Source organism: Paraburkholderia lycopersici (assembly GCF_900096975.1).
GTDB classification, from domain to species: Bacteria; Pseudomonadota; Gammaproteobacteria; order Burkholderiales; family Burkholderiaceae; genus Paraburkholderia; species Paraburkholderia lycopersici.
Map to the genome: position 1 here is coordinate 16,327 of NZ_FMYQ01000001.1, position 22,266 is coordinate 38,592.

Here is a 22,266-nt window from a genome sequence, read left to right on the forward strand (position 1 = left end):
ACCGTATGTGTGCGACGGCGAACGGATACGCGCCCCGCGGAAGATTAAGTTCCTCTTACAGCAAATTGCGCGCTCGAGGCACGGGTCGGGCGCGCATCGCCTCATGCTGCTTGCGCCTCCCGTGACCGTCCGCCGTGATGCGCGCCAACTGCGCGCATCGCACAGCGAGGCTCAGTACAAGGCCTTCATCAAAGTCATTGGGGGAGTGGCAAATGTCTCACAGAGATGGATTTTCAGGCGTTTTGCCGGGCGGGACCGACCATGTGCCTGGCGTGGCAGCGCGCTTCGATGCCGTATGTGCCGAATTCGGCAATCATCTTGCTGTGATTGACGCCACGGGTGAAGAGCGTTACGCCACCCTCGGCGAACGTTCCGCCCGTCTTGCGGCCGTCCTGAGCGACATGGGACTGGCGCGCGGCGAGCGTTGCGCGATCATGGTTCCGCGCGGCCGCGACACGCTGGCCCTGATGCTGGCGATCCTGCGTCTGGGCGCCGTCTATGTGCCGCTCGATCCCGCCTATCCGCGCTCGCAGCTCGAATTCATCGTCGCCGATTGCGCGCCCAGGCTCATCATCGCCGAAGGCGCCGCGCTCGCGAGCGTTGGCGACTTCAACGGCGCACTGGTCGATCTCGCCGGGATCATGGCCTCGTCGGAGGCCGCGAATCCCGCCGAGCTCGTTGCTTGCGGCGGCAACGACCCGGCCTACGTCATGTATACCTCCGGCTCGACCGGCAAGCCCAAGGGCGTGATCGTGCCGCACCGCGCGATCGTTCGCCTCGTGCAGGGCCAAAGCTTCACCGACCTGTCGCCGCAGACGCGCTTCCTCAATCTCGCGCCGCTCGCCTTCGATGCGAGCACGCTGGAAATCTGGGGTCCGCTGCTGAACGGCGGCTGCGCCGCCATCATCAACGAGGTCCAGCCTTCTCTCGACACGATAGCCTCCGGGATAGCGCGACTTGGCGTCACGAGCGCCTGGTTCACGGCTGGCCTCTTCAACGCGCTCGCCGACTATCGTCTGGAAGCCTTTCTTCCGCTGAAGGAAGTGCTGACCGGCGGGGACGTGCTGTCGCCCGTGCACGTGCGCAAGGTCATGGAGGCACACCCCGGGCTGCAGATCATCAACGGCTATGGGCCGACCGAGAACACGACCTTCACCTGCTGCTACCGCATTGCGCGCGGCGGCGAAGCGCTCGCGAACGGCGAGGCCATTCCCATCGGCGACGCCATCGCGGGCACGCGCGTGTACATCGTCGACGACAAGCTCGCGCCCGTCGGCGAGGGAGAAGTCGGCGAACTCGTTGCGGGCGGCGACGGCGTTGCGCTCGGCTACCTCAACCGTCCCGAACTGACGGCCGAGAAGTTCGTCGACGACGTCTTCGCGCCCGGCGCCAGGCTCTATCGCACCGGCGACCTCGTGCGCCGGCGCGCGGACGGGGCCATCGAATTCCTGGGCCGCAACGACCGGCAGATCAAGATCGCCGGCAAGCGCATCGAGCTCGACGAAATCGAACATGCGCTGCGCGTGGCGCCCGGCGTCGCCGATGCGGCCGTCGCCGCATTCGAAGGCCGCAGGGGCAAGGCCATTGCCGGCTTCGTGAAGGCCGACGCCCCGAATGCCGCCGTGTTCCTGGACGGCATCCGCGCTTATCTGAAGGCTGCCTTGCCCGATTACATGCTGCCGTCTGACCTGCGCGTCCTGCCCGACTTCCCGCTGACGCCCAACGGCAAGATCGACCGCAAAGCCCTGCTTGCGGGACTCGACATGTCCGGTACGCAGTCCGAATCATCCGTCACGCCCCAACCCGTTGACGACGACTTCGCCGAAAAGCTCGCGGCCGTGTTCGAGGGGCTTCTCGGCAATCCCGTCGATCGCCGCTCGAACTTCTTCGACCTCGGATTGCGCTCGCTCGATCTGATGCGCGCGCACGCCATCATCGCGCGCGACGTGTCCGCGAGAGTGGCGCTCGTGGATCTGTTCCGCCACCCCAATGTCGAAGCGCTGGCCGCGCATTTGCGCGCGACGCTCGGGGCGACGAAGGACGACGCGGTCCGGCGCCGCCGCGGCGCGCAAGGCGCGGCGATAGCGGTCGTCGGCATGGCCGGACGGTTTCCCGGCGCGCGCAACGTCCGGGAGTTCTGGGCCAACATTCTCGCGGGCCGCGACTGCGTCACGCATTTCGACATCGCGGAGCTGGAAGACAGCTTCGACGAGGACGCTCGCCGCGAAGCGCGCTATGTCAAGGCCCGGCCGATCGTCGCCGACGTCGACCGCTTCGATGCGGGCTTTTTCGGCATGCTCGCGCGCGAGGCGGCGCTGACCGACCCGCAGCAGCGCCTCTTCCTCGAGATCGCGTGGGAGGCGTTCGAAGATGCCGGATACGACCCGGCGACGATCGGCGGTCCCGTCGGGGTGTTCGCGGGCACCTCGATGAACACGTACTTCCTCAAGCACATCCTTTCCGATCGCGGCGTCATCGACGAATTCACGAGCCAGTTCCAGATCGGCGAGTATCAGAAACTGGTCGGGGCCGGCGATTTCGTCGCCACGCGCACGGCCTACAAGCTCGGCCTCACCGGGCCCGCCGTTTCGGTGCAGACGGCCTGCTCCACCTCGCTGACCGCGACGGCCCTCGCGGTGGAGAACCTTCGGTCGGGACGCTGCGACATGGCGCTGGCCGGCGGCGTGTCGGTCACCTTCCCGCAGAAGCGCGGCTATTTTTACGAGGAAGGCGGGATGGGCGCGCCCGACGGCGTGTGCCGCCCGTTCGATGCCGACGCGAAAGGCACGGTGTTCGGCAGCGGCGCAGGCGTCGTGCTGCTCAAGCGCCTCGAAGACGCGATCGCCGACGAGGACCCGGTCTATGCCGTGATTCGCGGCGTCGGCATCAACAACGACGGCTCCGACAAGGTCGGTTTCACCGCGCCGAGCGTCGACGCCCAGGCCCGCGCCATTGCCGGCGCGCACGCCGAAGCCGGCATCGATCCCGCCACCATCGGCTATATCGAGACGCACGGTACGGCGACGCCGCTCGGCGACCCCATCGAATTCGCGGGCCTCGTGCAGGCGTTTCGCCTCGGCGGTGTGGAAAGCGGCCAGTTCTGCGCGCTCGGCTCGGCGAAGGCCAATGTCGGACACCTCGACGCGGCCGCGGGTGTGACAGGGCTCATCGCGGCGGCCCTCGCGCTGCACAACCGCACGTTGCCGCCGCTCACGCATTTCCGTTCGCCCAACCCCGGCATCGAGCCGGCCGGCAGCCCCTTCTTCTTCAACGCCGCCGCGCGTGCGTGGGCCGGGGGCCCGGCGCCGCGCCGCGCCGGCGTGAGTTCGCTCGGCGTGGGCGGGACGAACGTCCACATGGTGCTGGAGGAGGCGCCCGCACGCGACAGCGCGAGCGCACCGGCACAGGGGCTGCAGATATTGCCGCTCTCGGCAAGGAGCGCGGCCGCGCTCGAACGCGCGAAGGCCAATCTCGCCGGGCATCTCGCCGCCCATCCGGACGTCTCGCTCGCCGACGTGGCCGCGACGCTGCAAACGGGCCGGCGCGAATTCGCGCACCGTGCCGTCGTCGTCGCCGACAGCCGCGAGCAGGCCCAGGCCAGGCTCCAGAAGGGCGCAATCGAAGCCCAGGCGCCGCTGGCCGCGCCCGCGGTCGTCTTCATGTTTCCGGGCCAGGGCGCCCAGTATCCGGGCATGGGCGAAGCGCTCTATCGCACCGAGCCCGTGTATCGCCAGTGGATCGACAAGGGCGCCGAGGCACTGGCTCCGCACGTCGGACTCGACATCCGCACGCTGATGTTCGGCGAGGTCGCGCAAGACGACGACGCCCCGCACCCGATCCGCTCGACGATCTACGCGCAGCCCGCCCTGTTCCTCGTCGAATATGCGCTGGCGCAGTTGTGGATCTCGCGCGGCATCAAGCCGGCGGCCATGATCGGCCACAGCATCGGCGAACTGGTCGCGGCCTGCGTGGCCGAGGCGGTCTCCTTCGAAGACGCGCTGTCCCTGATCGCCCGGCGCGGCGCGCTCATGCAGTCGGCCGAACCGGGCGCGATGCTGGTCGTGCGCCTGTCCGAAGCCGAGCTCGCGCCGATGCTGCCCGACGGCGTGGATCTCGCCGCCATCAACGCGCCGTCGCTCAGCGTCGTGGCCGGCCCGTTCCCGGCCATCGAAGCGTTCGAGGCCATGCTGAAGACGCGCGATGTCGAGCACCGGCGTCTGCACACGTCGCATGCCTTCCACTCGCGCATGATGGCGGGCGTCGTCGAGGATCTCGCCAAGGTCGCCGACAGCCTTTCCTTTGCGCGGCCGGCGATTCCTTACGTGTCCTCGGTGACCGGGCAATGGGCGGCAATGGATCAGCCCGTGACGGGACACTACTGGGCGAGCCATTGCCGCAACGTGGTGCGCTTCAGCGACGCGCTGGCGACGGCGACGGCGGAAGGCAAGCCGCTTCTGCTCGAAATCGGCCCCGGCCGGACGCTCTCGACCTTCGCCACCCAGGGGCTGCCGAAAGACCGTTACCAGGCCGCGATCGCCTCGATGCCCGACTTCGCGATGCGCGAGCGCGAGCTCGCCATCCTCGCCGAGGCGACCGGGCGGCTGTGGCTGAACGGCGTCACGCCGACGTGGAAAGCCGTCCAGCCCGAAGCCGCCCGCCGCATATCGTTGCCGACCTATCCCTTCGAGCCGGAACGGCACTGGATCGACGCCCCGGCACCCGCCTCTTCACGCCAGCCGACGACCGTCGCAGCGGCGATTGCCGCGCCGGCCCCGTCCGAAGCCATAACCGACATTCCTCAGACCGCCATGGCCCAAACCGTCCAAATCGACCGCAAACCGCGTCTCATTGCCGAACTGGCGTCACTGCTTGCCGAGATGTCCGGCGAGGCGCCGGATACGTCCAACCCGGACGTGACCTTCTGGGATCTCGGATATGACTCGCTGTTCATGGGACAAGTCTCCCGGCAGCTTCGCCGCCGCTACGACGTCACGATCAGCTTCCGGCAGATCATGAGCGACTATCCGACGCTGCCCGCGCTGGCCGGGTTCCTCGATGGCGCGCTGCCGCCCGATCCGGAACAGCCGGCCGCCGTTGCCGCACCTGTCGCGCCTGTCGCACCTGTCGCACCTGCGGCGCCGGTCGCGGCCACGGCGGCAACCGTTGCGGCGCCGGTTGCATCCGGCGTGGCTGCGGTTCCCGTCACGGGCGACATCCAGTCGGTGATCCGCGACCAGATCGCCGCCATGCAATCGCTGATGACGCGTCAGCTCGAAGTGCTTCAAGGCGCGCCGGCGACGGTCCAGCAGCCGGCCGCGGCGGTCCAGGCCGTTGCGGCGCCCGCTCCGGCTCCTGTCGCAGCAATTCAGGCGGCAGCTCAGGCCCCGGCGCGCGCCGCCGCCGGCCCCGAGATCAAGTTCGAGGACAACCGGCCGACGCGCTTCACCGCCTACAAGCCCGGCGCCGCGACCTCGGCGCAGATGACCGATGCCCAGACGGCGTTCATCGCCGATCTGGCGGCGCGCTACTCGGCCAAAACGGCCGCCTCCAAGGCGCGCACGCAGTCGTATCGGCCCGTGCTCGCCGATCCGCGCACCGCCAGCGGCTTCCGCGAGGAATGGAAGGAGCTCGTCTATCCCATCGTCGCCCAGCGCTCAAAGGGCTCGAAGATCTGGGACGTGGACGGCAACGAATACATCGATCTGGTCAACGGCTACGGTCAGACCGCGTTCGGCCATACGCCGGATTTCGTGGTCGCGGCGGTCAACGCGCAACTGGAGGAAGGCTTCGCCATCGGACCGCAGTCCCCGCTTGCGGGCGAGGTCGCCCAGATGTTCGCCGAGATGACCGGGCATCAGCGCGTCACCTTCTGCAACACGGGTTCGGAAGCCGTGATGGCGGCCATGCGCCTCGCGCGCACGGTGACGGGCAAGGAAAAGGTCGTCTGCTTCGACGGCGACTATCACGGCCAGTTCGACGAGGTCCTCGTCAAGCCGGGCAGCGAGGCGGGCGTGCCGCGCGCTTTCCCGCTCGCCCCCGGCATTCCGCAAAGCTCGGTGGGCAACATGGTCGTGCTGCCCTACGCAAGGTCCGAGAGCCTCGAGTGGATCAAGGCCAACATCGACGACATCGCCGCCGTGCTGATCGAGCCCGTGCAGTCGCGCCACCCCAATCTGCGGCCGAAGGAATTCGTGCAGCAATTGCGCGACGTGACCGCGGCCAACGACTCCGCCCTGATCGTCGACGAGGTCGTCACGGGCTTTCGCGTCCATCCGGCCGGCATGCAAGGCTATTGGGGCATCAAGGGCGACATGGCGACCTACGGCAAGGTGGTCGGCGGCGGCCTGCCCGTCGGCGTGCTCGCGGGCAGCGCCCAGTACATGGATGCGCTCGACGGCGGCCAGTGGCAATTCGGCGACGCCTCGGTTCCCGAAGTCCCGCCGACCTTCTTCGCAGGTACGTTCGTGCGCCATCCCGTGGTGCTGGCCGCGATGAAGGCCGTGCTCCTGCACCTGAAGGAAGCCGGCCCGGCGCTGCAGGAATCGCTCGGCGCGCGCATGGAAGGCCTCGTGCAGCGCATCAACGCTCACCTGGAGAAAGTCGGCATCGCCACGCGGGCGGAATCCTTCTCGAGCTGGTTCTACATCAGCTTTGCGGGCGAAGACCGGCTCGGCAGCCTCTTCTATGCCTACATGCGCTATCTCGGCATCCATATCATGGAAGGCTTCCCCTGCTTCCTGACGACGAGCCATTCGGACGAGGACATCCGCCGGATCGGCGACGCGTTCGTCGAAAGCGTCGCCGCGCTGCAGAGCGTCGGCATTCTCGGCGGCTCGCCGGGCGCCGCCGCTGCAGCGCCGCAGGCCGAACCGCAGGCCGAACCGGAGCAACTCACGCAGTCGCCGCTCACCGAACCGCAGAAAGAGATCTGGATGTCGGCTCAGCAAGGCGACGAAGCATCGCTCGCGTTCAACGAGTCCTTCACGCTCGACCTCATGGGCAACCTGAACGAGGCCGCGTTCGAGCGCGCCTTCGCGGCGACCGTGGCCCGCCACGACGCGTTGCGCGTTCACTTCTCGCGCGTCGGCGACACGATGTACGCGGACGCGGCGACGAGCGTGCCGCTCGTGTCGATCGACCTCTCCGGCCACGCGGATCCGGACGGCGAACTCAAGGCCATCGTCGACGGCGAAGCGCGCGAGGCCTTCGATCTCACGCGCGCGCCGCTTGCGCGCGCCGCGCTGGTGCGCCTCGACGCCCAGCGACGGGCCTTCGTGTTCACGGCCCATCACATCGTCTGCGACGGCTGGTCGATCAACATCATCCTGCGCGATCTGGCTGCGCTCTATGCGGCGCAGGTGTCGGGCAAGCAGCCCGAACTCGACGAAGTGCAGAGCTTCCTCGCCTTCGCCAGGGCGCAGGACGAAGCCGGCGTCGACAAGGAAACGCGCGAGTTCTGGATGAACCTCCATCGCGAGCCCGCGCCGCAGCCCGATTTGCCAGGCGACCGCCCGCGCCCCGGGATCAAGAGCTTCAACGGCGCGTCGACCACCCGCCATGTGGACATCGATCTGCTCAAGCAGGTCAAGAGCGCCTCGTCGAAGCAGGGCTGCTCGCTGTTCGCCACCCTGTTCGGCGCCGCCCAGGTGTTGTTCGGCCGCCTCACCGGCAATGACGATGTCGTCATCGCCGCGCCGATGGCGGGCCAGTCCCAGGCCGGCGAAGCGCTGCTGGTCGGGCACTGCGTCAACTTCCTGCCCCTGCGCGTGAAGTTCGACCGCGAGAAGCCTTTCGCCACGCACATGAAAGCGGTGCGCGATCACCTCTACGACGCGGGCGACCGGCAGAACTACACCTACGGCGCGCTGGTGCGCGATCTCGGCATCAAGCGCGATTTCAACCGGCTTCCGCTCACCGATCTGCAGTTCAATCTGGAAAAGGTCGACGGCGAACTCGACATGGCCGGCGTGACCACGCGCTTCACGCCGAACGCGAAGGCCTACAGCAACTTCGATCTGTTCCTGAACGTGATCGAATCGGCGCAGGGCCTGCGTCTCGATTGCGACTTCAACACCGACGTCTACGACGAAACGACGATCCAGCGCTGGCTCGGCTACTACGAGACGTTGCTCGCGGCGATCGCGCGCGACGCCGAAACGCCGGTCGCGGCGCTGCCGCTGTTGAACGCGGAGGCGATCCGCCACCTGCGCGACGAACTGAACGCCTCGCAGCGCGGCTACGACCTCTCGCTCACTGCCCCCGCGATGATCGCCGCGCAGGCCTGGCAGGCCCCCGATACGACGGCCGTGTCGGACGCGTCGACGAGCCTGACCTATGGCGAACTCGACGCGCTCGCGAGCCAGATCGCGCGCAGGCTCGTGGCCGCGGGCATCGAGCCGCACGGACGCGTCGCCATCGCGATGGAGCGCACCGCGCTGACCGTGGCCGCCATGATCGGCGTGTGGCGGGCCGGTTGCGCCTACGTGCCGCTCGACATGACGATGCCGCCGGCGCGCCTGCGCCAGATCCTGGACAGCGCCGGCATTGCCGCCATCCTGAGCGACGAGGGCAGCCGCACGGTGCTGGAACCGGGCGCGCATCGCGTGCTCGAAATCGAGTCGCTCCTCGCGGAAGACGACGACGAGGGCGTGACGTTGCCGGCCGTACCGGATGCGGACTCGGCCTACGTGATCTTCACCTCGGGCTCGACGGGCCAGCCCAAGGGCGTGGAGATCGGCCATCGCGCGCTGGGCAATTTCCTGCTGTCGATGGCGCACGCGCCGGGCTTCACGGTCCGGGACCGCATCGTCGCGGTGACGACGTTCTCCTTCGATATCTCGGGCCTCGAGCTGTTCCTGCCGCTGATCGCCGGCGGGCAGACCTTCGTCGCCGGCCATGCGGAGGTGCGCACCGGCTTCGAACTGGTGACCCGGCTGAAGGAGGAAGCGACCACCGTGCTGCAGGCGACGCCGTCGCTCTGGCGCATGCTGCTGGAGGCGGGCTTCAAGGCGCCGAAGGGCTTCAAGATCCTTTGCGGCGGCGAGCCGCTGCCGCGCGATCTCGCCGACGACCTGCTCGCGACCGGCGCGGAAGTCTGGAACCTCTACGGCCCGACCGAGACGACGATCTGGTCTTCCGCCTCGCGTGTCGCGGCCAACGGGCCCGTGGTCATCGGCGCGCCCCTCGCCAACACGCAGCTGCACGTGCTGACCGACGATCTGCATCTGGCGCCGGAAGGCGTCGCCGGCGAACTGTGGATTGGCGGCGAAGGCCTCGCGAAGGGCTATTTCAACCGCCCCGATCTCACCGACGCCGCCTTCAGGACGATCGCCATCGAGGGCGCGGCGCCTTGCCGGCTCTACCGCACCGGCGACCTCGCAAAGCGGCTTGCCGATGGCTCGCTCCAGCATCTCGGCCGGCGCGACCAGCAGATCAAGCTGCGCGGTTTCCGCATCGAGATCGAGGAAATCGAAACCGCCCTGCGCAAGGCGCCCGGCGTCGCCGCGGCCGCCGTCGCGCTGCAAACCGTGAGCGGCAATCCCCGCCTCGTGGGCTACGTCGTCGGCGCCGCCTTCGACAAGCCCGACCACGCCGCGATCTCGGCGCATGTTGCCGGGCTGCTGCCGGCCTACATGGTGCCGACCCTGTGGATGACGCTCGACGCGCTGCCGCAGACCAGCAACGGCAAGCTCGATCGCAAGGCGCTGCCCATGCCCACGCCGGAAATGGTGGCCGTGCCCGTGCGCCAGCCGCATGCCGCGCTCAAGGTGGTCGCGCAGGCCCCCATGCCCGCGGAGCCCGCTGCGGCCGAGCCCGCCGCGAACGAACCGGCGGCGGCCGCGCCTGCTGCGGCGAGCGACCCCGTGACGAGCGAGCCTGCGGCGATGACGGCGACCCAGGCCACGATCGCCGCGATCTGGGCGGACGTGCTCGGTCTCCAGCAGGTTGGCGTCGATCAGCAGTTCTTCAGCCTCGGCGCGGACAGCCTCCAGCTCTTTCGCATCGTCGCGCGGATGAACGAGCGCGGGCTGGGCGTGGATGCGCGTCAGCTCATGAAGAACGTCACGATTGCCGAGCTGGCCGCGAGCCTCGACGACGCCCGGACGATGCAGGCTCCAGCGGTCGCGAGGCCGTCGATTCTCAACTTCAAGCGCCGCGTTGCGGAGGGAGTGTGAGCGATGAACGGGATCGCCCTGAATGTCGCCGCGACTCACGAGATCGAAGCCGGCTATGTGCTGTTCCCGGCGACCGCCTGCCAGGTGCGGTTCTGGCACGAGCAGAAGGCGTCGCCCAAGGCTTCGGCGCTCAACATCGCCTTCCGGCTGCAATTGTCGGGGCCGCTCACTGCCGCGAGCATCGAGCAGGTGCTCGGCGAACTGGTCGCGCGCCACGAGATCTTGCGCACCGGCTTCGTGATGACGGGTGCGGGGCTGCGCCAGCAGGTCTGGAGCCACGCCCCCTTCCGGCTCGAAGTGATCGACCTCACCGGATTCGAGGAACAGGCCGCCCTTGACGAGGCCGGGCGCGTCGGCGGCCAGCAGGCCCGCACGCCTTTCGAGCTGTCGTCGCCTTCGTTCTTCCGGGCCGTGTGGTTGCCGCGGTCGGGCACGCAAGGGGAACTGCAACTGACCTTCCATTCGCTCGTCATGGACGGCTGGTCCTTCGCGATCCTCGTGCGCGAACTCGTGGAAGGGCTTGCCGCGTTGCGGGCCGGTCACGATCCCGATTACCCTGACGTCGACCTTCATCACGGCGACTACGCGCTGTGGAAGGGAGAGTTCCTTGCGAGCGGGGCGCTCGATCGCGCTCGCGCCCACTGGCGCCGGGAGCTCCACGAGTTCCGCCGCTTCGACGTTCCCGGCGACCGTGGCAGGCCGCCGCAGCGCGGCTTCCAGGGCGTCATCCGCTCCATCCTGTTGCCGGGCGCGCTGAGCGAGCGTCTGATCGCGGCCGCCAAGGCGCAAGGCGTGACGCTCTTCAGCGTCGCGGCGGCCGGCCTCGCGATGGCGCTGCAAGCGGCTACCGGTCAGACCCGGGTCGCCATGGGCACGCAGATGTCGGTGCGGGATCAGCAGGAACTCGAGGGAGTGATCGGGCCGCTCATCAACACGGTGATTCTTCGCCTCGACGTCGCGCCGGGCAGCACCCTCGCCTCCGTCACGGCGCAGTGCGGCGCCAAGCTCGGCGACGCCCTCGAACATCTCCACCTCCCGTTCGAAGACATGATGGAGATGGCGGGCGAAGTGCCCGACACGAGCCGGCCGCCGCTGTGCTCGGTCAATTTCGCCCTGCAACAGAGCTTCGTCGGCATGGGCGACGAGGTTCGCCGCCAGGACTTCGCCGCGACGACCTCGCCCTCCTTCAACGCGGGCGCGCTCTACGACCTCAACTTCTTCATGGTGCGGCGTCCGGAAGGCTGGCGCATCTCGTGCGAGGGCGATACGGAGCTCTACGACGTCGAGACGATCGACCGGCATCTGGTCAGGTGGCGCGAGGTGCTGGAAACCGTCGACGTCACGGCGCAGCCGTCGCTCGCGCACGCAGCCGCGCAAGGCACGGCGAAAATCGCAGGAGGCGCCGGCGCCAGCGGCTTCCTGAGCCAGGCCGAACTGGAGGCGCAAGCCCGCAACGTCGTGCGATTCAACGAGGATGCGCCGGGCACGCCGATCATCGCGCTCAACAATATCGCGGTGTTCTACGAACTGGCTCAGCAGCTCGGCACCGAACGGCCCATCATCGATATTCCCATGGTGCCGAAAGGGCTTCGGCGCGAGTTCCCGCTGCGTGCCTTCGAGGACATCGCCGCAGACGCCGTGCGGCTCATCAGACTCGTGCGGCCAGGCGGCCCCTATATCCTCATGGGGCACTGCGTGCTGGGGGCGATGGCGCTGGAGGCGGCGCATCAGCTCCGGCGCGAGGGCGAAACGGTGGAGCTGGTCATCCTCAACGATTCCTGGGCCCCCGGCTATCGCGAGTCGATGCCCTGGCATGACCGGCTATTGCGCAAGCTGCAGGTGCGCATGACCGACATTCCGCGCGACTTCCGGCTGGCGAGGCGGGGCGAGATGTCCATGATCGACTTCCTCCAGCAGTTTCGGACCGTTCGCTGGCTCCGCCTCACCAAGCTGGCGCTCAAGTTCGGACTGCTCAAGAAAGATGGCTCGGCGGACAGGATTGCCGGGAAGATCGACGACAACCTCTGGTACGGTCGACAGATCGGCTATCTGCGCGATCAGCAGTCGCGGTATCGCGCGGCGCGCTATGACGGCGACGTTCAGCTGTTCCGCAGCGACCAGGCGCTCAAGGGACGGCTGTTCGCGTGGGACATGGGATGGAACGAAGTGGCCGCGGACAAGCTGGTGGTCACCGCCGTTCCGGGCATGCACAACCAGATGTTCCGGTCGGCCGGCGCCGCCGTCATGGGCAAGCAGTTGCACGATCGCCTCGCGCAAATAGAAACGGATTGCAACGTAGCGGCCAAGGGCGAGCAAGACGCTCCCGCAGCTTCCCTAAAACACGCCAGCGCCTGACGCCATTGCCGTGACCATGCGTGACATGTGCGTTAGCGCCGTCATGCATGGCATGGATGGAGTCGCGCCTCGAGGACCGGGCGTCAAAGGCGTCACGACAGGGTAAATGGCCTATGTCCCGTTCGCGTAAAGTCCTGCTGGTCGCACTTTTCGGTGTACTGACCGTGGCCGGCCTTTTTGCCAGACTGGCCGTTCCCGGTCTCTTTCGCCGCCCGCCCGCCGCCGTCGCGGCCGCGGCGGAACGGCCATCCGGACCGATACGATTTGCCGTGCTCGGCGATTCCGACAGCCAGTCCTACCATGACACGCTGATGCTGGGAGATCCGGGCATGCGAGGAGGCCAGCGGCGCGCGACTACCTGGCAGTGGACCGAGGTCCTGGCCCAGTTGCGCGGAGACCAGCTCGATCCCGGCAAATGGGGGGCGTGGGGAACCGGCAAATATCGCGCGCTTGTCGGCGAGGCTTTCGGCTCTCTCGCGCGCACGCCGCCCAAGGACGACTACCGCTACAACTTCGCGATCAGCGGCGCGACCTGCGGCCAGTTGATGGGGCAATCGGAGCGCCAGGCCATTCGTCTCGTCGATTTGATGGACACGGAACCCGAGGCGTGGAGAGGCGGCATCGTACTGATCCAGATCGGCGGCAACGACGTCGGCGGCCACGACGTGCTCGACGAACTGTCCCGCGATCGACATGCTCCGCGCCCCACGGCCCTGGTCGACGCCTGCATCAAGTCGATCGGTGAAGCCGTCGCGCTGATCCGCAAGAATCACCCGGATACCTATGTCGTACTCGTGGGGGTGGGCAGCAACGCGGATTGGTCGGGCGAGTTCGGCAGCTGGCAATCGGCCAGCGAGATAGCCAATATCGACGCCGGCATCGACCGCTTCAACACTGGCTTGCGCAAGCTTGCCGCGGCCGATCGCCATGTCTACTTTCTCGACTATCGCGCATGGTTCAGAAGCCTTTGGGGCGAACGCGACGATCAAGGCCGCCCGGCTTACAGGACGGTGCGTCTCTCGCCGGGCTGGGCAATCACCAATACTTCCGGCGACGATCCGCACAACGCCGTTCTTGCAGACAGTCATGCCGGCGTGGTGTGGAATACGCTTTGGGCGCAGCACCTCGTCGCTTCGCTGAATGCCGCGTTCGCGTTGCATGTCAAGCCGGTCACGGACGCCGAAGTCGTCGACTTTCTGCGGCCAAGCTTCGAAGCCGCCGACATGACATCGGCGTCCAGCCACGAACGGATCAAGCCGGCCGGTCCATTGCGGGTAAACGCCGAATTCGCCGTGGATGTTCGTCAACGCACATCTGGCCAACAGGCGCGCTAGTAGCCTGCAGGCAGTGTCCTCCAACCTACGAAGGTGTGCCATGTCTGTGACTAGCGATGCTACGGTGTTGGCCGATCCGTCACGCCAACTGAACGCAGACGACAGGATTCTGCACGCTTGCAATCCGGAATTCAAAGACAACTTCAATCTTCGTCCATTCAAGTTCAATCACATATTGCATCAGAGCGGCTTGTTCGAGATTCCCAGAATCGTCGAAGTCGCGCAGCGGATGCTCGAAAAAAATGGCAATGTCTGCGCCATTAACTTCAAGAATGGCTCGCTCGATACGAAGTTCAGCGCCATGCCGCATAGCAAGCGTCTGACCGAGGCATTTTCGCGCGTCGGCGAAAACGACTCGTGGATCAAGCTGACTCAGGCGCAGCTTTATGACGCCGATTATGCTCACGTCCTCGATACGATTACGTCCGAGCTCGAGGAGTTGTCCGATTTCCCGCTGCGCACGGACATGACCCTCGTCACGATGACCCTGTTAATCACGTCGCCGAACGTCTCGACGCCCTTCCATATCGATCACGAAACCAACTTCCTCTTCCAGTTGCAGGGCTCGAAGGACGTATGTCTCTTCCCTGCGACCGACCGCGAGCTGGTGCCGGACCAGGAGGTCGAACGTTACTACGCTGGCAACTTCGAAGCTGCGCGCTATCGCCGTGAAATGCAGAATCGCGGGACCATCTTTCGGCTCTCGCCGGGAGAAGTGGTGCATCATCCGTCGTTGGCGCCGCACTGGGTCAAGAACGACGACAATATCTCGGTGAGTATCAGCATCAATTACTGCATGAAATCCATCGAGGAACGCGCGAGGGTTTATCAGGCCAATTACGTTTTGCGCATGATGGGCCTGAAGCCGTTGCCGCCAGGCGTTTCGCCGCTGCGCGACAGCTTGAAAAGAAAAGTCATCTCGACGCTGGAACACCGCAATCCGAAGACGTTCTCCGATGTCGTCCACGCGCCGGTGACGAGATTGAAATCACCGCTGAATGCCGTCCGGCGGCTGGTCAAACGCTGAACCGATAACCTGCCGGCATCGATTCCTGTCGCGCGTAACAGGCCTCGCGGTCATGGCGAGCGAGTCAACTGCGGCATCTTCGCGAGGTAAACATGAACTATGTCGCCCGCCCTCACTTTCTGGTTCCGGAAACGCTTCTGAGGGAAGCGCCAGCCTCGCCGGCAGCAGCGCGCGACACGACCGCCCGGTCCAATCCTTCGCCGGCAGAGGCCGCCGAGATTGGCCAACCCTGCCTCCTCTCGCTCGTCGTGCCGTTCTATAACGAAGAGGAGATGATCGGGGCATTTTTCAGCGCGGTCATTCCCGTGCTCGAAACGATCGACGGAACCCGGTTCGAAATCGTCTGCGTCAACGACGGCAGCCGCGATGGCACGCTGCGCATGCTCATAGGCATGTCGAAAGAAGATAGCCGCATTCGCGTAATCGATCTGACGCGCAATTTCGGCAAGGAAGCCGCGCTGTCGGCAGGCCTCGACGAAGCTCGCGGCGCCATTGTGATCCCTTTCGATGCCGACCTGCAGGACCCGCCCGGAATAATTCCGTTACTGGTGGAGAAATGGCGGGAAGGCTATGATGTCGTGGTCGCCAAACGCGTCAGCCGACTCACGGACTCCTTCCTGAAGCGCCAGACCGCGGCGATTTTCTACCGGATACACAATTCGATGTGCGATACGAAAATCCCGGAAAACGTGGGCGATTTCCGTTTGATTACAAGAGAGGTCGTGGACGCGCTCAAACAGCTCCCCGAAACACGCCGCTTCATGAAGGGCCTGTTCGCCTGGGTGGGCTACCGGACCGCAGTCGTCGATTACGTGCGCGAGCCTCGCCTCGCCGGCAGGTCGAAGTTTTCCGGCTGGAAACTGTGGAACTTCGCTCTCGAGGGCTTCACCAGTTTCAGCACGCTGCCGCTTCGCGTGTGGACGTACGTCGGCAGCTTCGTGGCGCTGGGCGCATTTCTGTATGCATCGTTCCTCATCGTGCGAACCCTGATTCAAGGCGTCGCCGTGCCCGGCTACGCTTCACTGATCTCGGCCGTCCTCCTGCTCGGCGGCGTGCAACTGATCGGAATAGGCGTACTCGGCGAATACATCGGCCGCATCTACTACGAGTCGAAGAACCGGCCGGTTTACCTGATCCGCAGCCGCTACCAATCTGCGGGCGCCAACGATGCCTGATCTGCGAGCGGCGCGAAGATTCGCGGTCTATGCGGGCGTCGGCGCAATGGGTACCGCCGCGCAGTATGCGGTTCTGATTGCGATGGTTCGCACGGGCTGGGCTTCTCCGGCCCTCAGTTCGATGGCCGGGGCGAGTGTCGGCGCAATCGTCAACTACGGTCTCAACCGCCGGATCACGTTCCGTAGCAACAGCAATCCTCTGTCGACGGCGCCGAAGTTTGCCATTATCGCCTTGCTCGGCGTGCTGACGAACGGCGTGTGCATGAAGTTCTTCGTGAACAGCCTTGGGTTGAACTATCTGATTGCACAACTGGTTACGACCGCCCTCGTTCTCGGCTTGACCTATCTGCTCAACTCGATGTGGACGTTCAATGAACAGGAGCGCGGCTCTGCGGCGGCCTCCGGCGCGTCCATCGCCACCCAGGGCACCAAGGTCCCGTCGTCCGGCGACGCATCGCCGTCCTGAACGCTGCCGCTCGATCGGAACGCAAACTAGCGCCTGAGCCGGAAGCCCCGCCTCGAATCCTCGTGCGGCCACGCGTATCCCGTTCGATAAAAGGCGTTGTCCAACGCACAGAGCGGTTAGCGCTCGCCCGCTACATTCGTCGCGTGACCTGCCTGTGCGGGGACATGCGAGGCGTTCGAACGTCATGTGCCGCGACGGACGCGCCGGCGCCAATACCTCGACCGGTATGGGGCGTTAAGCGCAGTTAATGGCAGTTGATGGCCCCTCTTGCCGATCGGACCACAGGGCGGGCTGATTCCCTGAGCTACGGTTTTTCCGGCTGTAAACGTGGGGGTGCTAAATGGCAATAAAATGGCCGCTGGCGAATATACATCTCGTCCTTTCCTGGATCGTCATCGGCATACTCGGGATGGTCGAGGGAATTTATGGGCGGACGCAATATTATGGCGACTGGATATCCTATCTGAATGTCAGTTGGGCCGTCACGCACATCGATTGGCGAGAAATTTTCAACCCCTTCTGGAACCCTGGATATCCCGCATTGGTTGCCGCGGGGCGGGCGCTGGCCGCCCCCACGCCGGAAGGCGAGTGGTACGCGATAACGGTCGTGAACTGGATGATCTATCTGCTCGCCTATGCATCATGGCGTGGTCTGATCCGCAATGCCCTCGCGCTGTATTGGCCTGGTTCGCTTGCGCTGGCCCTGCATCCATTTACGATCTGGATCGGGGTTTGCGTTTTTCTTGGCGCCGGCCTGGCGCTTGACCCGGTTTCGGCAGTGTGCCCGGACTTGCTCGTGACCACGGGCTTTCTGCTTGGCTCGAGTCTGCTTCTATCGCTAATCCGGCGGCGGGACATAGTGACAGCGACGTTGCTCGGTCTGGTACTGGGTCTCGGTATTTGGGTGAAAGGAGTATTCACTCCGTTTTCTTGCCTGTTCATTCTCACCCTTTTCATCTATTGCTGCGCGAGGGGCGGCTTGTGGCGGCCATTCGGCGTGGCCACGGGCGTCTTCGGGCTTTTCTTTGCCACCTATGTCGCCGGGATCTCATGGTCCTATGGCGAATTGACCCTGGGCGCCTCCGGCGCGTTGAATGTCCCCTGGCACGTGAACGAGCTGCCTCACCTTACCAATTGGCAAGGCGGACCGGAGCAGTTCGGCCGGCCCATCCATCCAACCAGTCAGCTTGTAGCGGGCTTGCCGGCGTTCGGCTTTGGAACGCCTTTCCACACGACCTACCCGCCCTATAACGACGTCGCTTACTGGTACAAAGGCTTCCGGTCATTCTTCAGCCTGAAGCTCGAATTAATAGCCATGGGCCGGTCGTTGTGGAGCTTGCAGCAGATAATCAGGCAGCACCCGATCGTACTCGCGGTTGCCGTGGCTTTCTTGCCCATCCTCGTCAACCGGTCATGGCGCGCGTCGCTGGCCAGAATAACGATCCGCACCTGGCCATTGCTGTTGCCGACCGTGGGAGGCTTTGGCACATATTTTCTCGTCCACGTCGAAGAGCGCTATCTCAGTGCGTTCATCATGATCGTGGCGCTTCTGTCCTGGGCGCCGTTAATAGACGTGACGCTGCCTTCCCGTCGCATGCTCGCCACGGCTCTCGTCATGATCTATGGCGCAGGTGCCGTCGCAGAACTTGCGGTTACCGATGCGCCTTCGGTCGAGGCAGCGATTCACCGCGCGGACTTTCACGACGACCCGCGATGGCGGCTCGCCAATGCGCTTACTGCCTCGGGGTTACGGCCCGGCGACGCGGTGGCCGTTATCCGCGATACCGCTCCGACTGTCAGGGTCAGTTGGGCCTATGTGTCACGCTTGCGCATCGTCGCCGAGTTCGGCGGTCTCCCGTACCGTATCGAGCCCCAGGATCGCAACCGCTTCGACCGTAAGGACGAAATCCTCTGGCCGGATTTTAGCGAAATGTTCTGGACGCAGCTTACGCCGCAGCAGCGTGACCAGGTGATGAAGGCGTTCTCCCGAAGCGGCGCACGAGCGGTCGTGTCGCTAACGATGCCGAAAACGCCGTCCGATCCTGGCTGGGTGCAACTGAAGGGAACATCCGCGTGGCTTTATAGGTTTGCCGATACGGCCAAATAGCGCAAGGAACGCAGACGTCCGGTCCCCGGCATCGTATCCGGCGCGACTTGAGCGCTCACCCAATCCTCTCGACCAGCTCTCTCCAGCTAGCGAGTATGGGTTCCCGCGCAAAGATCCGCAGATGCGCACGGGCTTGTGACATTCGCCGAATGCGTTCCTCACCCGACATGTCGGCTAGCGATCGCATACCGGATGCGATCGCCTGCAGATCGAGGGGATCGGCGTCGAGCATGGCCTCTCCCCCGACTTCCGTCAAAATGCTCGAACCGGAAACGAGGCATGGCAAATCGTGCTCTATCGCCTCGATGACTGGCATCCCGAATCCTTCCAGAAGGCTCATCAGCACGAAACCGGATGCATTGCGATAGAGCCAGCGCAGCGCGTCGTCTGTCGTATATCCAGGCAACACGACTCCCGGCGTTCGCCTGGCGAGTTCGACGACGGCAACCGCGCCGGGCTCCGGCCCGCCAGCGATGACATACTGCCACCCCTCATCCGCCAGCCCGCTCGCCGCGAAGGCCTCGATACAACGAGCCTGGTTCTTACGGTCGCCGATACTCCCCACCGTCAAGAGAAAACGGCACGAAATGCCATCCACCGGGTGCCCCTCTCCTTCCTTGATCCCCAAACGGGTTGGAATGTAGATGACGTTCGACGACGCGTAATCGTAACCGTACAGCTTGTGAAATTCGCTCTGGGACGTCTTGCTGACGAATACCATGTGAGGCTTCATGCGCCGGATCTGGTCATACGCCTGAAGGTACAGATCGTCCACGCCCGCCGCGAAGTACTGGGGATGGGTGATCGGACCGACGTCGTGGCAAAGCACGATGTCCCGCGCCTCCAGGCGATGGCGCACGACGCTGAGCGGGTCGAGATGCAGCGTAGGGCGTGGATCGCGAATTGCCGGCAACCATGAAACCAGCCGGGAGCGATGCACTCTCGCAATGGTTTCCTTGTGGGTCAGGCGGCCCGCGATCCGGCGCATCAAATCATTGTGGGGAAATTCGTGAAGTCGTCCGTAGTGAACCCTCGTCACCCTGCCGCCGAGCGACGAAATAATATCCTTCCCCAAGAAAAGCTTGCCGGTTCGATCATTGAGCGCCAACGAGAAATCGACATTAATAGACATTGCTCGCCCCCAATATCGCTTTCTTTAAGGAGATCAACCGGTCACGGCTCTCACGGTCTCGAACAGGCTGCGCGCCGCCTGTTTCCAGGTGAAGCCGCCAGCCTGCCCGAGTCCGGCGAATATCAGGGATTGCCGCACTGCTTCGTCGTTGAGCACTGCAAGAATATTCGAACTCCAGGCGTCCGGGTCGAAAGGATCCGCATAAAGCACGGCCTTCCCGCAAACCTCCGGAAGCGCACCACAAGGCGCCGCTACGACGGGGCAGCCGAGCGCCATCGCCTCGAGCGGCGGCAAACCGAAGCCTTCCGTCAGCGAAGGAAAGGCAAGCGCGCCGGCGTTGGCCATCAGCCCGACGAGTTCGGCATCGGCAATCCGGCCGGTGAATCGGACATTGGGAGGCACGACGTGCCCGTGACCTTCGAAGTCAGCTCGAGTCGCGCCGCCGAACAGCACGAGTTCGACATCGCCTAACTGTGCGCCGGCAAAGGCCTTGAGCAGAATGCCGATGTTCTTGTGTTTCTGCGTGTTCGCGAGCGCGAGAACATACCGCCGCGGTTTCAGCCTCAACGTAGCAAGCTGCCGCGCGTCGGGCTGGACCTGCAGAACATGATCGCAGCCGTTGTGGACGACGACGATCTTGTCGGGATCGGCAATGCCATAGCGCACCAGCTCGCTTTTGGAAAACTCCGACACGGTAAAGATGATCCTGTGCCGTTTGCCGATGAAAAAGTAAAGAGACTTGTACCAAAGCCGAAAAGGAAGCGAATAGGATTCCGGCGCCGAATACACCTGGGCGTCGTGTATCATCGTCGCCGAATCCCGATGAAACAGCGGCCCAAGATTGCAGAGATTGAGAATGAAATCCCTTCTGCGAGCAAGCGGAAGATAGCATTGCTCCCAGGCGATCCGGTGCATCTTGCGAGCCCAGCGACTCTCGCGAACACACGAAATATTGCGGTAAGACGGAATCTCGACGCGGTCTCGGACTACGAGGGCGCAATCGAGGCCGTTGCCGGCTTGCCCGGCGATCAGCGCGTCAATCGCGGCAACGAGTTGCTCGGCAACCTTGTGCACGCCCGTCGGCGCGGCCCCAAAGAACTTGCCGTTGAATGCTATCGTCTTCATGGCTCCCCCACACGCAATGCCGTTGCCATCCTTACGCGGGACAATGCGGCTTTCTCCGACGGGTATGCTATCGGCCGCGCAAGCGCGGCACTGCTGGCTACCGCACGCAAACGCGTACTTATCAGGAGGGGCTCATGCGCGCGTGCTCAAACAGTCGTATCGGCCGCCGTGGTGTCGAGAACCGCTTTGACAGTCGGCCGGCCAAAACGGGAAACGAGCCAGGAGCGGACTGGGGTATCGACGAAACGCATGATGAGATAACTGGTCAGCAGGATTATGGGCAGGAACAAGGCAGCCTCCAGAACAGGATCCTTCCTGTGCATCGACTGCTGATAAATCCCGTTGAGCCAGACGAACGTAGGGTAGTGCAACGCGTAAACCGGATACGACAGCTCGCCCAATACGAGGGCAACCGTCAGTGCAGGCCCGGTGAGCGTAATCGACGATCCGCCGAGGATCAGCAAAGGCATCACGGCTGCAGCCCACAGCCACTGCGCGAGGAAGGGGACCTGCGCGGGCCACGCCATCATCACCAGAGTCGCGATGGATGCAGGAAGAAACAGTGATTTCCAGATCTTCCATGAGAGCACCCCGAATTTCCCATCACCGTAATAAAGCAGGACGCCCAGATAGTAAGCGCCGAATACGCGGGGAAAGCCCGTTAAGAAAGTGCCCGGCGTGTCACCTCCCATGCCGAATACCGCCGTAAGGGAATAACCGGCGAGCGTCACGATGAATGCGAACGCCAGCCCGTCGAATCGGCGCGTGACCATCCAGAAGAGGTTCACGACCAGTTCGAGAAATAACGTGTATTCGGGGCCGTTGAGCGGAAACACCTGGGGCCCTCCGATCGTATGCGGAGCGCCGAACGTCGGAATGCACGACATGCCGAGAAGCGTGGCGGCCGCGAGCCAGCCCGGATGGATGTCGATATCGTGAAGCAGAACAGATCGGGTCGCCAGATACGACGCGCTCAGGAGGGTTCCGATCACGATCATCGGCAACAGCCGTATGAGCCTGATGCGCGCGAAAAGCGCACCGCTCATCCCTCGCTCGAATCGGCCACGGTAGGCCACGCACAGGACATAGCCCGAGAGGCCGAAGAAGAAGTCCACCGCAATGCCCGCGTTGGAAGCCAGCCATGGGATTCCAAGCCAGTGGTTCAGATGAAAGAGCAACACCGATATCGCTGCAACGCCGCGCAAGCAATCAGGCACCGCCAAATGAGAGTGTTTGTTCATCGCGAACACGCCGTCATGGGCGTCTACATAGCGCACGGCGCAATTAGGCGCGCCCCGGCCCGCTTGCGCATTGCGCACGCTCAGGCCGCGACGCCGGTCGCTTCGAGGCCCTGCTATTCAGCATCGTGC

General features: G+C 64.7%; 10 protein-coding genes. 7 read left to right on the forward strand and 3 right to left on the reverse strand.

Going from position 1 to position 22,266, the window contains the following annotated elements:
• Positions 1–212 precede the first annotated feature (212 nt).
• From BLU17_RS00070 to BLU17_RS00100, 7 genes are all read left to right on the forward strand, one after another.
• Positions 213–10,175, forward strand: coding sequence for a hybrid non-ribosomal peptide synthetase/type I polyketide synthase (locus tag BLU17_RS00070; RefSeq protein ID WP_091992865.1), 9,963 nt, complete (start codon positions 213–215; stop codon positions 10,173–10,175).
• A gap of 3 nt (positions 10,176–10,178) precedes the next feature.
• Positions 10,179–12,530 (forward strand): condensation domain-containing protein, encoded by a 2,352-nt coding sequence (locus BLU17_RS00075; protein ID WP_091992867.1) that lies wholly within the window; start codon positions 10,179–10,181, stop codon positions 12,528–12,530.
• Between the two features lie 56 nt (positions 12,531–12,586).
• Complete coding sequence (locus BLU17_RS00080) at positions 12,587–13,864, forward strand: SGNH/GDSL hydrolase family protein (RefSeq protein ID WP_245746670.1); 1,278 nt, start codon at positions 12,587–12,589, stop codon at positions 13,862–13,864.
• 40 nt (positions 13,865–13,904) lie between these two features.
• Positions 13,905–14,891, forward strand: coding sequence for a cupin-like domain-containing protein (locus tag BLU17_RS00085; protein ID WP_091992871.1), 987 nt, complete (start codon positions 13,905–13,907; stop codon positions 14,889–14,891).
• 92 nt (positions 14,892–14,983) lie between these two features.
• Entirely contained in the window at positions 14,984–16,066 is a 1,083-nt protein-coding gene (locus tag BLU17_RS00090) for a glycosyltransferase family 2 protein (RefSeq protein ID WP_091992873.1), read from the forward strand.
• Positions 16,059–16,532 (forward strand): GtrA family protein, encoded by a 474-nt coding sequence (locus tag BLU17_RS00095; protein WP_091992876.1) that lies wholly within the window; start codon positions 16,059–16,061, stop codon positions 16,530–16,532. Before BLU17_RS00090 ends, BLU17_RS00095 begins: the two co-directional genes overlap by 8 nt.
• A 340-nt stretch (positions 16,533–16,872) precedes the next feature.
• Positions 16,873–18,639, forward strand: coding sequence for a hypothetical protein (locus BLU17_RS00100; protein WP_091992879.1), 1,767 nt, complete (start codon positions 16,873–16,875; stop codon positions 18,637–18,639).
• Between the two features lie 55 nt (positions 18,640–18,694).
• Here the strand turns inward: BLU17_RS00100 and BLU17_RS00105 are convergent, their stop codons facing one another.
• From BLU17_RS00105 to BLU17_RS00115, 3 genes are all read right to left on the reverse strand, one after another.
• The gene (locus tag BLU17_RS00105; protein ID WP_091992882.1) at positions 18,695–19,771 is read right to left on the reverse strand and encodes a glycosyltransferase; all 1,077 of its coding nucleotides are present in this window, start codon (positions 19,769–19,771) and stop codon (positions 18,695–18,697) included.
• A gap of 33 nt (positions 19,772–19,804) precedes the next feature.
• Positions 19,805–20,896: a glycosyltransferase family 4 protein gene (locus BLU17_RS00110; protein WP_091992884.1), complete on the reverse strand. Its 1,092-nt coding sequence runs from the start codon at positions 20,894–20,896 to the stop codon at positions 19,805–19,807.
• Between the two features lie 146 nt (positions 20,897–21,042).
• Positions 21,043–22,137: an acyltransferase family protein gene (locus tag BLU17_RS00115; protein ID WP_143189146.1), complete on the reverse strand. Its 1,095-nt coding sequence runs from the start codon at positions 22,135–22,137 to the stop codon at positions 21,043–21,045.
• Positions 22,138–22,266 lie beyond the last annotated feature (129 nt).

Excerpts from the sequence above, each read along its gene's own strand:
- BLU17_RS00070 (WP_091992865.1), top strand. The coding sequence starts at position 213 with ATGTCTCACAGAGATGGATTTTCAGGCGTTTTGCCGGGCGGGACCGAC.
- BLU17_RS00075 (WP_091992867.1), top strand. The coding sequence starts at position 10,179 with ATGAACGGGATCGCCCTGAATGTCGCCGCGACTCACGAGATCGAAGCC.
- BLU17_RS00080 (WP_245746670.1), top strand. The coding sequence starts at position 12,587 with ATGGAGTCGCGCCTCGAGGACCGGGCGTCAAAGGCGTCACGACAGGGT.
- BLU17_RS00085 (WP_091992871.1), top strand. The coding sequence starts at position 13,905 with ATGTCTGTGACTAGCGATGCTACGGTGTTGGCCGATCCGTCACGCCAA.
- BLU17_RS00090 (WP_091992873.1), top strand. The coding sequence starts at position 14,984 with ATGAACTATGTCGCCCGCCCTCACTTTCTGGTTCCGGAAACGCTTCTG.
- BLU17_RS00095 (WP_091992876.1), top strand. The coding sequence starts at position 16,059 with ATGCCTGATCTGCGAGCGGCGCGAAGATTCGCGGTCTATGCGGGCGTC.
- BLU17_RS00100 (WP_091992879.1), top strand. The coding sequence starts at position 16,873 with ATGGCAATAAAATGGCCGCTGGCGAATATACATCTCGTCCTTTCCTGG.
- BLU17_RS00105 (WP_091992882.1), bottom strand. The coding sequence starts at position 19,771 with ATGTCTATTAATGTCGATTTCTCGTTGGCGCTCAATGATCGAACCGGC.
- BLU17_RS00110 (WP_091992884.1), bottom strand. The coding sequence starts at position 20,896 with ATGAAGACGATAGCATTCAACGGCAAGTTCTTTGGGGCCGCGCCGACG.
- BLU17_RS00115 (WP_143189146.1), bottom strand. The coding sequence starts at position 22,137 with ATGAACAAACACTCTCATTTGGCGGTGCCTGATTGCTTGCGCGGCGTT.